The organism is Cruoricaptor ignavus (genome assembly GCF_014961145.1).
Taxonomy (GTDB): Bacteria; Bacteroidota; Bacteroidia; order Flavobacteriales; family Weeksellaceae; genus Cruoricaptor; species Cruoricaptor ignavus.
On sequence record NZ_CP063145.1, the window covers coordinates 139,903 to 153,864 of the forward strand.

The 13,962-nt window shown below is 46.4% G+C and carries 9 protein-coding genes; 5 read left to right on the plus strand and 4 right to left on the minus strand.

The features are described from left to right. Window positions 1-10 precede the first annotated feature (10 nt). The gene (locus tag IMZ16_RS00650; RefSeq protein WP_193440071.1) at window positions 11-1,135 is read left to right on the plus strand and encodes a DegT/DnrJ/EryC1/StrS family aminotransferase; all 1,125 of its coding nucleotides are present in this window, start codon (window positions 11-13) and stop codon (window positions 1,133-1,135) included. A 32-nt stretch (window positions 1,136-1,167) separates the two neighbouring features. Next, window positions 1,168-2,184 (plus strand): UDP-glucose 4-epimerase GalE, encoded by a 1,017-nt coding sequence (gene galE, locus IMZ16_RS00655; RefSeq protein WP_193440072.1) that lies wholly within the window; start codon window positions 1,168-1,170, stop codon window positions 2,182-2,184. A gap of 49 nt (window positions 2,185-2,233) precedes the next feature. Here galE and IMZ16_RS00660 read toward each other — a convergent pair whose 3' ends face one another. The 4 genes from IMZ16_RS00660 to pnuC all read right to left on the minus strand — a co-directional run bounded on the left by IMZ16_RS00660 (window position 2,234) and on the right by pnuC (window position 7,462). Next, on the minus strand, window positions 2,234-4,756 hold the full coding sequence (locus IMZ16_RS00660; RefSeq protein WP_193440073.1) for a TonB-dependent receptor domain-containing protein: 2,523 nt from the start codon (window positions 4,754-4,756) through the stop codon (window positions 2,234-2,236). A gap of 194 nt (window positions 4,757-4,950) precedes the next feature. Further along, window positions 4,951-5,994: an endolytic transglycosylase MltG gene (gene mltG / locus IMZ16_RS00665; protein ID WP_193440074.1), complete on the minus strand. Its 1,044-nt coding sequence runs from the start codon at window positions 5,992-5,994 to the stop codon at window positions 4,951-4,953. A gap of 3 nt (window positions 5,995-5,997) precedes the next feature. Continuing rightward, window positions 5,998-6,771, minus strand: a complete 774-nt coding sequence (gene dapF / locus IMZ16_RS00670; RefSeq protein WP_193440075.1) for a diaminopimelate epimerase — start codon at window positions 6,769-6,771, stop codon at window positions 5,998-6,000. 10 nt (window positions 6,772-6,781) lie between these two features. Further along, window positions 6,782-7,462, minus strand: a complete 681-nt coding sequence (pnuC, locus tag IMZ16_RS00675) for a nicotinamide riboside transporter PnuC (protein WP_193440076.1) — start codon at window positions 7,460-7,462, stop codon at window positions 6,782-6,784. 118 nt (window positions 7,463-7,580) lie between these two features. On the opposite strand from pnuC, the gene IMZ16_RS00680 reads away from it, so the two are divergent. The 3 genes from IMZ16_RS00680 (at window position 7,581) to secD (ending at window position 13,921) form a co-directional block, all read left to right on the plus strand. Further along, entirely contained in the window at window positions 7,581-9,239 is a 1,659-nt protein-coding gene (locus IMZ16_RS00680; RefSeq protein WP_193440757.1) for an amino acid permease, read from the plus strand. A 180-nt stretch (window positions 9,240-9,419) separates the two neighbouring features. Beyond that, a complete protein-coding gene (gene hemN, locus IMZ16_RS00685) occupies window positions 9,420-10,793 on the plus strand; it encodes an oxygen-independent coproporphyrinogen III oxidase (RefSeq protein ID WP_193440077.1) in 1,374 nt (457 codons plus the stop codon). Window positions 10,794-11,008: 215 nt separating this feature from the next. After that, window positions 11,009-13,921, plus strand: coding sequence for a protein translocase subunit SecD (gene secD / locus IMZ16_RS00690; protein ID WP_193440078.1), 2,913 nt, complete (start codon window positions 11,009-11,011; stop codon window positions 13,919-13,921). The last annotated feature ends 41 nt before the right edge of the window (window positions 13,922-13,962 follow it).

Below are 13,962 nucleotides of genomic sequence, written 5' to 3' on the forward strand. Positions count from 1 at the left end.
AAACATTTTTATGAGGAAGATCCAGATGGTGGACCTCCAGAGCCAGTATTACCGCATAAAGTCAGAGGTCGATAATGCAGTGACCAATGTGATGGATTCCGCGGCGTTTATCAACGGGCCTGAGGTAAAGAAATTTCAGGAAGAACTCGAAGGCTATCTCGGGGTAAAACATATGATCCCCTGCGCCAACGGTACCGACGCGCTTCAGATTGCCCTGATGGCGCTGGGGCTGGAGGAGGGCGATGAAGTAATCACAGCGGATTTTACTTTCGCCGCCACGGTGGAGGTGATTCATTTGCTGAAACTAAAGGCAGTACTTGTGGATGTAAATTATGACACATTTACCATCGACCCGGAGAAAATCCGCAAAGCCATTACGCCGAAAACCAAGGCGATAATCCCGGTGCATCTCTTCGGGCAATGTGCGGATATGGGGCAGATTCTGGAAATTGCTCGCGAGCACAATCTTTTTGTGATTGAGGATAATGCGCAGGCTATCGGCGCGGAATTTACTTTACCGGACGGTAGTGTAAAAAAATCTGGAACGATGGGGCATATCGGGACTACTTCCTTCTTCCCATCCAAGAACCTTGGCTGCTACGGGGACGGGGGCGCGATTTTCACCAATGATGACGATTTAGCCTATAAAATGAGGGGCATCTGCAACCACGGTATGTACGAGCGCTACTACCACGATGAGGTGGGGGTAAATTCTCGGCTGGACAGCATACAGGCGGCGGTGCTCCGTAAGAAACTCCCACACCTGGATGGGTACAACGAGGCACGGCAGTGGGCGGCGGACTTCTACGATGATGCCTTCAGGGATTGCTCCGATATTCTGACGCCTACGCGCGCGGGAAACAGCAGCCATGTATTCCACCAGTACACGCTAAGGATTAAAAACGGAAAGAGGGATGATCTGAAGAAATTTCTTGATGAAAAGGAAATCCCTGCGATGATCTATTATCCCGTGCCGCTTAGAAAACAAAAAGCATATTTCCAAGAAAGTAATGATGCCGATTTTGTAAATACCGACAAATTGACGAAAGAAGTGCTGTCCCTGCCCATGCATACGGAGCTTGATGAGGAGCAGCTGCGCTACATTTCTGATGCGGTGCTGGAGTTTTTCTCCTGATTTCAGGGTTTTATTAATTTTAAAAATAACAGATGACCATACTTGTAACCGGAGGTCTCGGCTACATAGGCTCGCACACCGTGGTGGAGCTGCATGCCAATGACTTCGATGTCGTAATAGTGGACGATCTCTCCAATACCGAGAAATTTATTTTAGAAAATATAAAAGAGGTTTCTGGCAAAGAGCCGGCCTTCTACCCGTTCGATCTGAAGCGGCGGGAGCTTCTCAAGCAGGTTCTGGACGCCCATAAGATAGAGGGCTGCATTAATTTTGCCGCATTCAAGGCAGTGGGGGAAAGCCAGGTAATACCGCTGGATTATTATGAAAACAATCTCTTTTCGCTGATCAATATCCTGCAAGAATTCAAGGAAAGAAATATTTCTAACTTCATTTTCAGCTCATCCTGCACGGTGTACGGACAGGCTGAAGAAATGCCGATTGACGAAAATACACAGCTGAAAACGCCGGAATCTTCCTACGGAAAAACGAAGCAGATGGGCGAAGAAATTCTGATGGATTTCGCTAAAGCGCACCATAAGAAAATTTCGCTGTTGCGGTACTTCAACCCGATTGGTGCGCATCCATCTGCAAAACTCGGCGAGCTGCCGATTGGAATTCCCAACAACCTGATTCCGTATGTTACTCAAACTGCCGCAGGAATTCGCGAGCATCTGAACATCTGGGGCAACGATTATCCCACGCCGGACGGCACGGCGATCCGCGATTATATTTATGTGGGGGATTTGGCGAAAGCCCATGTAGCCGCACTGAAGAAACTTATTAACGAGAATAAAGATACGGTGATTGATATTTACAATCTCGGGACTGGCAAGGGTACCTCCGTTCTTGAAATAGTTCAGGCCTACGAAAAGGCAAATTCCGTAGCGGTGCCGTATAAAATCTGCGACAGAAGAGCTGGCGACATCACTATTGCCTATGCTAATGCTGATAAAGCTGAGCGGGAACTAGGCTGGAAAGCCGATACACCGCTGGAAGAAGCGCTGCGCACCACCTGGGAATGGCAGAAATATCTGGAAAGCCGAAAATAATATCAAAAAAACTGCACTTCATCGGTGCAGTTTTTATTTTTGGTCAAGATTACATTCCCATTTCATCGTCCTGGAAGCTGGCTTCTTGTCTTGGGCGCCGTCTCGTATCCACCTTTTCGCCTTCTCTGAAGCGGTAAGTGAGCGAGATGCTGAAATTCCGCGGGCTATACTTCATATAATTCCTGCTGTCGAACTCTTCCGTGAAGCTGTAGTTCGTGCGGTTTCTGCTGTTGAACACATCCTGCACGCTGAAATTAATGTTGCCATCGCCCTTCCAAATCGTCTTTGAAATTCCCAAATCCATTCCATACATCGGGTCACTTTTGGAAGTTGCCGTCTTTCTTCCGCCTCGGTAGAAGCCCATCAGCTGCAGGCTCAGCGTCTTGTCAAAGCGGAAAGTCGTATTCAGCCTTGCTCTCGTATTAAAGCCGTCGCCTTCGAAATTCCGCACCGCATTCTGCACCATTCCGTTCGCATCGATGTATTCATAGTTCGCAATTCCCGTCGTTCTGTAGCCGTACAGATCCACGCTTCCCATCAGCCTCAGCCAGGATAATGGGTCTAAGCTGAAGTTCAAATCAAGGCCGTAGCGCTCCTCATCCCCAAGGTTAATCGGCTTTGCATAAAGAGTTTGCGGGTCGTTATCCGATGTATCACGCAAATCTTTCCGGTAAGAAAGCACCTTCACATCGTCCAGCGTTTTCTTATAGTACAGCGTAGGGTTTAGGGTGATTTTCCTTTTGCTGAAATTGTAGCCCAGCTCGAAAGAATTCACGAAAGACGGATCCAAATCGATATTTCCTTCAAAAATGTTCAGCGGGTTGCTGTACCTGCCGTTTGGAATCATAAAAAAACCGCGCGGCCTATCTATCCTTCGGGAAAAATTTAGTAAAAACTCATTGCCTTTCGACAGTTCATAGCTCAGGTAAACGCTCGGGAAAAGGCTGTTGTAATTTTTCTTTTTGATGATGTTTTCGTTCGCCAGGTTTCGGTAATCTATGTCCACCGAAGAATGCTCATTCCGCAGACCAAGCTGATAGCCGAACTTCTCACCGATCTTACTTTTGAATTGAAGGTACGCCGCATTGAAGGTTTCGGTGTAATCCGTTTTGTTAGTAAATCTCGGCAGCTGAAAAACAGGTGAGCCCATTTCGCTTCGGCTGATGTCGTTATCGTAATTGAAATCGTTGATGTCAATCCTGTATCCAGCCTCCAGCTTGGATTTTTCGCCAATTGGCAATTCATAATCCGCCTTACCAATTAGGTTTTTAGTCTCGTTAATCTGGTTTACGAAATCTTCAAACAGGCTTTGCGTGCCATGGAATTCACCAGCTGTGGAAGGCGATTCGCTCTTGCGTTTCTGCGCACTCAGGGAAACGGAAATGTTGTGCCCATTGTTGTTAAATTTATGGTCTGCGCCAATGTCCGCCTGGAAGGCGTAGCTCTCCGTTCTTCCCACGGTGTTCCTTCTGTCCGCAGTTTCCGGCGCATTCAGCCATTGGTAAGTTCTGTCCACCGTTCCGGAATTATCCGCAAGGAAAGTTCTCGCCGAGCCGGAAAGATTCACCGAAGTACGCTCGTTAAAATCATAAACAATACCGCTGCTGATGTTGTAGAAATCCATATTGGATTCGCTTGTTCCCCTTTCATAGCGGGCTTTCAGCGAAGTCGGCACTTTGTATATCAGGTCGTTTTCAGTTGTAAATTCGCCCTCCCTGTATCCGCCGCCTCCGTTCAGGAACCAGGAAAGGTTGCCCTTCTTCCAGCCAAGGTTGGCGTTCAGCGAAGTTTGCGGCAGGTAGCCCAGGCTTCCCGTCACGCTGCCGTTGAAGCCGGTTCTCTTATTTTTTTTCAGGATGATGTTCAGGATGCCAGAAGTTCCGCCGGCTTCAAATTTCGATGAAGGATTGGTAATTACCTCGATGCGCTCAATCTGCTCCGCAGAAATGGATTTCAGCGCATCTGCACCATCATCTATGCCCAGCAGGGAAGATGGTTTCCCGTTTATCAGGAATTTCACATTGGAATTTCCTCGCATCGAAACCGTACCATCCGTTTCCACATTTACCGAAGGCACATTCTGCAGTACATCCTGCAAATTTCCGCCCTTGCTGATGACATCCTGGCTAGGATCGTAAACTTTCTTGTCGATTTCCACCCTCATCGGTTTGGCTGTGGCGGTAATCGTTACGGATTCTATCTCGGTGGTTTTGGCATTGGTGCCGATGCTTTCGCGCTCGATTTTTATCGTGCCGATGTTTCCGCGTGAAATCTGTTTTTGAATTTTAACTTTTTTATGATCGAAGGCTTCCACCGTCACGCTGTAATTTCCCGGCACAAGCTGCACGGTGAAGTTCCCTTTGTCATCCGCCAAGGCAGCATCGTTATTCGCTTTGTTCGCGCTCTCGAAAGTTACCGCTGCATAAGGCACCGGCTGATTTTGGTTGTTCACGATTCTCCCTGTTACCGTGCTTTTTTCCTGCGCAAAAGCCAGCGCTGCAGCCCCCATCGTAAAGGCCAGCCCCAGCGTTTTCCTTCGGAAGATGGCCACCGCTTCAAATTTCTCGATCATAAAAATAGTTTTATTTCCTTTGTAGATGCTATTTTCAGGATTGAGTTAAAATTTTTGGGCTTATTTGTAAATGTTAAAAATTATGCTAAAAATTTTGCGAAATCTCAAAAATTCATTATGAGGTAGAATCCTCACAAGTCGCATTCAATCGGAAAAGATTTTAGCAATATGGCAAACGGCGCTTCCCGGAAAATTTACTTTTGTCTTTGCTGTATTGAAATCCATTCTTGGTAAACCTTCGCATTTTTCGAGTGCTCTGCACCGCTTGCCGTGAAATTGTGGTAGCCTTTTCGGTTTGGGTCTGCCGCCATAAAAATATAATTGTGCTGCTCAGGATTCAGCACGGCATCTACCGAATTTTTATCCACCACACAAATCGGTCCCGGTGGAATTCCTGCATTGGCATAGGTGTTATACGGCGAAGGCATCGCCAAATGCCGGTACAGAACGCGTTTCAGCGCAGGCTTTCTGAAATCTTCCGAAAGCAGAACGGTGTAAATTACGGTAGGGTCGCTCTGCAGCTTCATCCCTTTTCGGTAGCGGTTCAGGTACAGGCCTGCAATCGTCCTCATTTCGTCGGGCATTCCGCCAGATTCCTTGTACACGATGGATGCCAGCGCATAAATCTGATCTCTCGTAAGTCTGCTAAGTCGTTCTTTTTCAGTGCGTTCCGCATTCCAAAAGGCATTGTACTGGTCTTCGAATTTTTTGAAAAATTCCTCCGGCGTTACCGTCCAGAAAAACTGATAGGTATCGATGAAAAAGTATTTTTTCAAATCTTCGGCGTTGCGCAGGCCTTTCTCCGCCGCAATTTTATCGAGGCCGTTGCAGAATTGCAGCGAATCCATCTCGGTTTTCCGGCTCACCCTGCCGGCAAGATGATACACATTGTAAAAATCGCCGATGCGGAAATTCAGCGGACTTTGCTCGCCAAGTTTTATCATCTGCACAATTTCCTTGTTCGTTTTTCCGGGTTTAATTTCGTAGCGCCCAGTGTGAAAATATTTGTCAAGATTTTCAGCTTTCGCCATTTTCTCAAATGAGTTTGGCTCAATTAAAAATTGTGAAATAGAATCTTTAATCATTGAAAAATCCGCATTCTTCGGAATGAGTAAAATTCCTTCCTTTGCCACATTGTTAGCGTAGTTATTTTTGTAATACCTGTAGCCAAAGAATCCGCCGAGAATTAGCAGAAGTAAAATGATTGGGATGATTATTTTAGATGCGTTGGTTTTCATTTTTTAAAAATTGTTTAAATCAATAGTGCCGGAAAAAACCTGTGTTGCTGAACCTTCTAACCAAATGTTTTTGAATGAGTTATGATTTTTCTCAGCATAAATTTTTAGGTTTCCGCCAAGAACATTTACATTTACTTCCGATAAATTTTTATCTTTGATAAAAGCCAGTGCAGAAGCCGTAGCACCGGTACCACAGCTTAAAGTTTCGTCTTCCACACCACGCTCATAAGTTCGTACGAAAATAGAATTTTTATCGAGAATTTCTACAAAATTTACATTTATTCCATTTTCACGAAATGCTAATGAATTACGGATTTCTTTGCCTTTTTCGTAAACTGGATAATCGTTTAGATTTTCCACAAATTTCACAAAATGCGGTGAGCCTGTATCCAAAACGAAATTGCCATTATTTTCGGTAATTTCATCTACATCGCTCATTTTTAGTTTTACATTATTTCCACTTATTTCCGCTTCGTGCAGTCCGTCTATTGCTATAAATTTACAATAATCTTCAAAAATACTCAGAAAATTTGCGAATGCCACAATGCATCTTCCGCCATTTCCACACATTGTAGATTCATTGCCGTCCGAATTAAAATAAACCATTTTAAAATCGGCTTCTTCCGCATTTTCCAGCAATATTAATCCATCCCCACCAATTCCCAATCTGCGGTCGCAAAGTTTCTTAATTAATTGATTGTCAACAGGAAAAGTTTTATTTCGGTTATCCACCATCACAAAATCATTTCCTGTGCCCTGGTATTTGTAGAAGTTCATAATTGCAAAATTAAGGGATTGGAACATTTTCCCTCGGTTTCAGTGTTTTCTGCCATTCTTTCCAGCCGGCGAAAGCCATTAGCGAAAACACGAAATATTGGAAGGATGAAATCACCAAGCCTTTGTAAATCATCATCGGAATGCAGATGATGTTACCGATTGTCCAGAGAATCCAGCATTCAATCCGCCGTTTTGCCTGCAGCCACATCGCAATCAGGAAAATAGAGGTGGTGAACATATCCATCCAGTTTGCCCAGTCTAAGTGGTTGATTCCCAAATTTATACCCTTCATCGAAAAGCCATTGTCAATGGCTGGTTTGAAATAATAAACCAATAGAACCAATAGGAAACTTGCGCAGAAAAGCATCGCCGAAATCTTCCATTCCCGTTTTGTGGCGCGGCTTGCTTCGATGTGGAAATTATCCGTGGTATGCCGTGACCAAAGCCCCCAACCATAAATGCTCATCACCGTATAATAAAAATTGATGAGCATATCGCCCAGCAAACCGAAACGGTAGAGCAGCACCACATAAATGCTCGTGGAAACGATGCCGATGGGATAGTACAGGATGTTTTTGCGGATGGAGAAAAAAACGCTGACGATGCCGAAAAGCGTGCCGATAACTTCCAGCGCAATCTGCCAGTTTTCGTAGGTTTTGTAAGGCTCTGCAAGCAGCTCTATAAAATTCATCGTGCAAAAATAAAAATAAGGCGGCGAAGTTCTGCAGTGGGTAATTTTAGCAGAAATCTTAAAAAAATCTTAAACTTTCAGAAAAAATATTATTTTCGTGAAAAGAAAAACTGAAAATATGTCGCAGCTTTGGAAAACGAAACCGCTTGAAAGACTTTTGGATGAAGCCTCAGAAAGCGAAAAAGGCCTGAAAAGAACGCTCTCTTCCGGCGGGCTTATCGCGCTGGGGATTGGCGCCATCATTGGTGCCGGTCTGTTCTCGATTACTGGGATGGCCGCTGCCAATAATGCAGGCCCAGGCATTATGATTTCCTTCATTATTGCGGCTCTTGGCTGCGCTTTCGCAGGGCTTTGCTATGCGGAATTTGCTTCGATGATTCCTGTGGCAGGCAGTGCCTACACCTATACCTACGCTACTTTGGGCGAATTTATCGCGTGGGTTATCGGCTGGGATCTGGTGCTGGAGTATGCTGTAGCTGCGGCTACGGTAGCTTCCAGCTGGTCGGGCTATCTCGTCAAACTTTTCAGCAACTACGGCGTTGCGCTGCCGCTAGAACTGATGACCACGCCTTTCGACGGCGGCATTGTTAATCTCCCGGCGGTGTTCATCGTTATTTTAATGTCCTTAGTTTTGATAAAGGGCACTTCGGAATCTTCCAGGCTGAACGCAATTATCGTTGTAATGAAAGTTGCCGTAGTGCTGATATTCATTTTCGTTGGTTTCAAATATGTGCGGCCAGAAAACCTGACACCTTTCATCCCCGAAAACACGGGAGAATTTGGCGAGTTTGGTTGGAGCGGTGTCATCCGTGCGGCGGCAATTGTGTTCTTCGCTTATGTTGGTTTTGATGCGGTTTCCACGGCAGCGCAAGAAACGAAAAACCCGAAAAAAGCAATGCCCATCGGCATTATGGGCTCGCTGCTGATTTGCACGGTGCTGTATGTGCTTTTCGCCTATGTGATGGTGGGCGTGGCGCATTACAGCGAATTTGCGGGCGGTAATGCGAGCGACCATTTAGCGCCGGTTGCCATCGCCATAGATCATATGGGTGATATCGTGAACGGAAGGCCTGTTCCTGCCTATCCCTGGCTGAACAACACCATCATCATCGCCATTCTGCTTGGCTACGCATCGGTAATTTTGGTTTTGCTGATGGGGCAAAGCCGCGTTTTCTACTCGATGAGTAAGGATGGGCTTCTACCGAAAGCCTTCTCGGAAATTCACCCGAAATTCCGCACCCCTTTCAAATCCAATTTCTTCTTTATGATTCTGGTGAGCATTTTTGCCGCCTTTATTCCTGGAAGAGTAGTGGGCGAAATGACTTCCATCGGAACTCTATTTGCGTTCATCCTCGTATGCATCGGCGTTTTGGTAATGCGCAAGACACAGCCTAATGCACCTAGAGCTTTCAAAACGCCATTGGTGCCGCTGGTTCCGGTTCTTGGGATTCTCGTTTGTTTCGGGATGATGGCGTTCCTGCCATTCGACACCTGGATTCGGCTGATAGCCTGGATGATGATAGGGCTGGATATCTACTTGTTCCGCGGCATAAAAAATTCATTCTTGGCGATTGAAAGCGGCAATGTTTCCGATGCGAAATCTTACCGCGGTGTTGCACTCTCAGGCTTTGGTCTTACGCTGTTGCTGGGCATCCTCACCTTCTTCCACCACCAAAATCCAAATGTAGATGATACCGGCCTTGTCATTCTGGCGGCGGTTTTAGCGGTGTTCCACATTTTCTATTACGGCTATTATTTTATGAAGGGCAAAAATTAGTTCGGCTGATGGCTTTTGGCCGCCGGCTATTAGACCTTCTTACAAATGCATATTCAAATCACTTATTAAACTTTGTTAAGGTTCCGAACTTTGACAAAGTTTTTTTTTCCAGCCTTAAGTCTTGAGGGTCGTGTCTTGCATCTTGCCTCTCGGTTCTAAAATCTTCTCTATTTTTGCAAAATGATTTCGCTGATTGATAAGTACAACATTCCAGGCCCACGATACACATCCTATCCCACCGTTCCGTTTTGGGACTTGCATAGCTTCTCGCCCAATTTGTGGAAAACATCCGTGGTGAAGTCCTTCAGCGAAAGCAATTCCACCGAAGGCATTTCCATCTACATACACCTGCCATTCTGCGAATCGCTGTGCACATTCTGCGCCTGTCATAAGCGCATCACGAAAAAGCACAGCGTGGAAAACCCTTACATTCAGGCGGTTTTGCAGGAATGGCAGCTTTACCTGGATTTGTTTAAGCAAAACGGAAACACTGAAAAGCCGGTAATCCGCGAACTGCATTTAGGCGGCGGAACGCCAACTTTCTTCTCGCCGGAAAATCTGAAAATTTTGCTGGAAGGCATCTTTTCCACCGCTGAAATTCCCGATGAACACGAGTTTTCCTTCGAAGGCCATCCGAATAATACGACTAAGGAACATCTGCAAACGCTGTACGATTTGGGCTTCCGAAGATGCAGTTTTGGCGTGCAGGATTATGATTTGAAAGTGCAGAAAGCCATCAACCGCGTTCAGCCTTTTGAAAATGTAAAATATGTGACGGAAGTTGCACGGGAAATAGGCTACAGCAGCATTTCGCACGATTTGGTTTTCGGGTTGCCGCATCAGGATTGGGAAAAAACCGAGAGCACCATCCGCAAAACGATGCAGCTGAAGCCGGACAGAATTGCCTTCTACTCTTACGCCCATGTTCCCTGGATAAAGGGCAACGGGCAGCGCGGCTTCGATGAGAACGACCTTCCTTCCGGCGAAGAAAAGCGCAGGCTTTATGAAAACGGCAAAACACTTTTGGAGGATTTAGGCTATAAAGAAGTTGGGATGGACCATTTCTCGCTGGAAACCGACGAGCTTTATAAAAGCCTGATTAGCGGGAAGATACACCGGAACTTTATGGGCTACTCTTCCAGCAAAACGCAGCTGATGATTGGCTTGGGCGCATCGTCGATTTCGGATTCCTGGTATGCTTTTGCGCAAAATGAAAAATCGGTGGAGGAGTACCAAAAACTTGTGGCAAACGGCGAGATTCCCGTGGTGAAGGGCCATATTTTAAATGGAGAAGACTTGGTAATACGGCAGCATATTCTCAACCTGATGTGCAGGCTGGAAACTTCGTGGGATATTCAGACGGCCTTCCCTGAACTGGAAGCTTCGCTGCAGCAGCTTCGCGAAATGGAAGCCGACGGCCTTGTGGAAATTTATGATAATCAATTGAAAATCACCGAGAAAGGCAGGGCATTCACAAGGAATGTGGCGATGACCTTCGATCTGCGAATGCTACGCAACAAGCCGGAAACACGGATTTTTTCGATGACGGTTTAAGCCAAGAGCCAAGTAAAAAGGCAAAAGGAAAAAGTAAAAAGTAAGAAGGCAGAAGGAGGCTTAGGTTAAGGTTTTTAAGTGACGATGTTTAACAGTCAGCCGACCCTACATTAACAAATTACCAAATTTTAAATTCCCAAATCCTGATTCTTGTATCTTGTGTCTTGGCTCTTTTTCGCTATCTTTGCCGACTAAATTTTTAATGCTTTTTTACAATGCAAGGAAAAGGGCTGGTGAAAATCGTCGCTATCGTACTGGCGCTGATTTGTATCAATGAACTGCTTCCCACCTGGTACAGCTCGAGGGTTGAGCGGCAGGCGGAGGCAATCTCTTACGGCGACCCGCAGAAGTATCAAAAAGAAATCGAGCGGCTGAAGAAAGACACGCTGAACCTGGGCTTCACGAAGCTATATTACACCAGAGCGAAAGAGCGCGAAATGAAGCTAGGCCTGGATTTGAAGGGCGGCATCAATGTTTTGCTGGAAATCAACCAGCGGGATCTGGTGAACAACCTTACCAACAATTCCACCAATGGAATGCTGCAGGAGGTGCTGAACAGAACCGATAAAATCGCGGGAAATTCTGGCAGGGCATACATCGAAATCTTCTTCGACGAGTTCGACAAGATGAACAGGCAGGAAGGCCTGAATATGAAGCTTGCCGACCCTGAAGTTTTCGGCAATGCCAATTTTTCCGAGATAAAATACAACACAACGGACGCTGAGGTAAAGGAAATCGTGCGCCGCAAGATTGAGCAGGCCACAGGGGCAGCCTACGAAGTCATCCGCACGAGGATTGACAAAATGGGCGTTACGCAGCCGAATGTTCAGCGTGTGCCAGGCACAGGAAGGATTTCCGTGGAAATGCCCGGCATTAAAGATATCGACAGGGTAAAGCAAATGCTGCAGACTTCGGCGAAGCTTCAATTCTGGGAAGTGCAGCAGCTGGAGGAAGTTTATCCTTATTTCGAAACCCTGAATGCCATCATCAGCACGAAAGGCGATTCCATCGGCGTTGCCAAGAACTCCAATCTTATTAATATGATGCAGCTGAACACGCTGCGTTCCAACGGCGTTGCCAATGTGAAACTTTCTGACACGGCGGCTATTAACAATATATTGCGCAGCGAATTTGCGAAAAACGCTAGGCCGGCCAATATGAAGTACACCCAGTTTATGTGGGGCTACAAGCCGGAAAGCGGGGACCCGGATAACCTGGTGCTGTATGCCATCCGAGGCAATATCGCTCAGAAAGCTCCGGTGGATGGTGCGGTGGAATCTTCCCGCATAAACTACGACGAACTAGGTAGGGTAGTGGTGGATATGCAGATGGACAGCAAAGGCGCGAAGGAATGGAAAACGCTTACCGAGAAAAATGTTGGCAAGCCTGTGGCGGTAACCTTGGACGACAGGGTGTACACCGCGCCAATTGTGGTGAACGCCATCCTAAACGGCAGAACGCAAATTTCCGGAAACTTCACGCAGGAAGAAGCCAAGGACTTAGTGGATGTATTGGCAGCAGGGAAATTGCCGGCAAGCGCGAAAATTGTGCAGGCAGATGTGGTAGGGCCGTCTCTTGGTAAGGAATCCATCCGTGCCGGTATCATTTCCTTCCTTGTGGCCTTCGCCATCATCATCGCCTATATGATTTTCTACTACGGCGGTGCAGGTATCTACGCCGTAATCTCAATGATTTTCAACCTGTTCTTCATTTTTGGGATAATGGACTCCCTGGATGCCACGCTTACGCTGCCAGGCATTGCAGGTATTGTGCTTACGATGGGTATGGCCATTGATGCCAATGTGATTATCTACGAAAGAACGCGCGAAGAACTCTTCGCCGGCAAGCCCATCAAGCAGGCCTATGAAGATGGTTTCCGCCGCGCGCTTTCCGCAATTATCGATGGGCAGCTTACCACGGTGCTTACCGCCATTGTTCTCTACATCTTCGGCACGGGGCCTATCCAAGGCTTTGCCGTTACGCTTATCATCGGTCTGGTAATGACTTTCTTCACATCCGTGCTTCTTTCAAGGGTGATGATTTTCAGCAGGCTGGATAAGGGCAAGCCGATTTCCGTTTGGACGAAGCCTACCAAGAATCTCTTCCGGAATGTGTGGTTCGATTTCATTTGGAGAAGAAAAGTTTTCTACATCATCTCGGCAATTTTGATGGTGGGTAGCTTGATTTCGATTTTCACGCAAGGCTTCAAGTACGGCATTGATTTCAAGGGCGGCAGAAGTTTCGTGGTAAGGTTTGAAAATCCGGTAAGTTCTCAGCAGGCGAAGGCTTCTTTGCAGAAAGTCTTCAAGACGGAAGATAACACGGGCAGCTCTCTGGATATCAAGACTTTCGGTAATGCAGACCAGCTGAAAATCACCACCGATTATAAAATTGATGATGCCTCTCTGAAGGCCGATCAGGAAGTGGAAACCAAGCTTTTCGAAGGGCTGAAACCATTCCTTCCGCAGAATGCCACGGTGCAGAATTTCCGATCGTCGGGTAATGTGAATTACGGCATTGTTTCGTCCTCGAAAGTTGGGCCGAGCGTTGCAGACGATATTAAGAAAGGCGGAATGTTCGCCGTGCTGGCAGCACTTTGCGGAATTTTCATCTACATCTTGTTCAGGTTTAATAAGTGGCAGTTCTCGCTTGGCGCTATTGCAGGCCTTGCGCACGATTCCATCATCATCCTCGGCGCTTATTCATTGCTGAAAAATGTGATGCCGTTCAATATGGAAATCAACCAGGATTTTATCGCGGCAATCCTTACCGTGCTCGGTTATTCCATCAATGATACGGTGATTGTTTTCGACAGAATTCGGGAATTTTTGCGCGCAAGAAAATCTACAACTTTGGCAGGCCTGTTCGATGATGCGATAAGCAGCACGCTGGGCAGAACCTTCAATACATCGATGACTACGCTACTTGTAATCTTGGCGATTTTCATCTTCGGCGGAGAGAATTTGCGTGGCTTTATGTTTGCGCTGTTGCTGGGCATTGGTTTCGGTACTTACTCGTCTATTTTCATTTCCTCGGCAATTTCCTACGATTTGCTGAGAGGTGGCAGAAAGGATGATGTAAAGCTGGAGGAAGTGAGCCCGCAGCCTCAGAGGAAAAAGAGAAAATAAGATTTCATCAACGCCTGGTTTTTTAGCCGGGCTTTTTTATA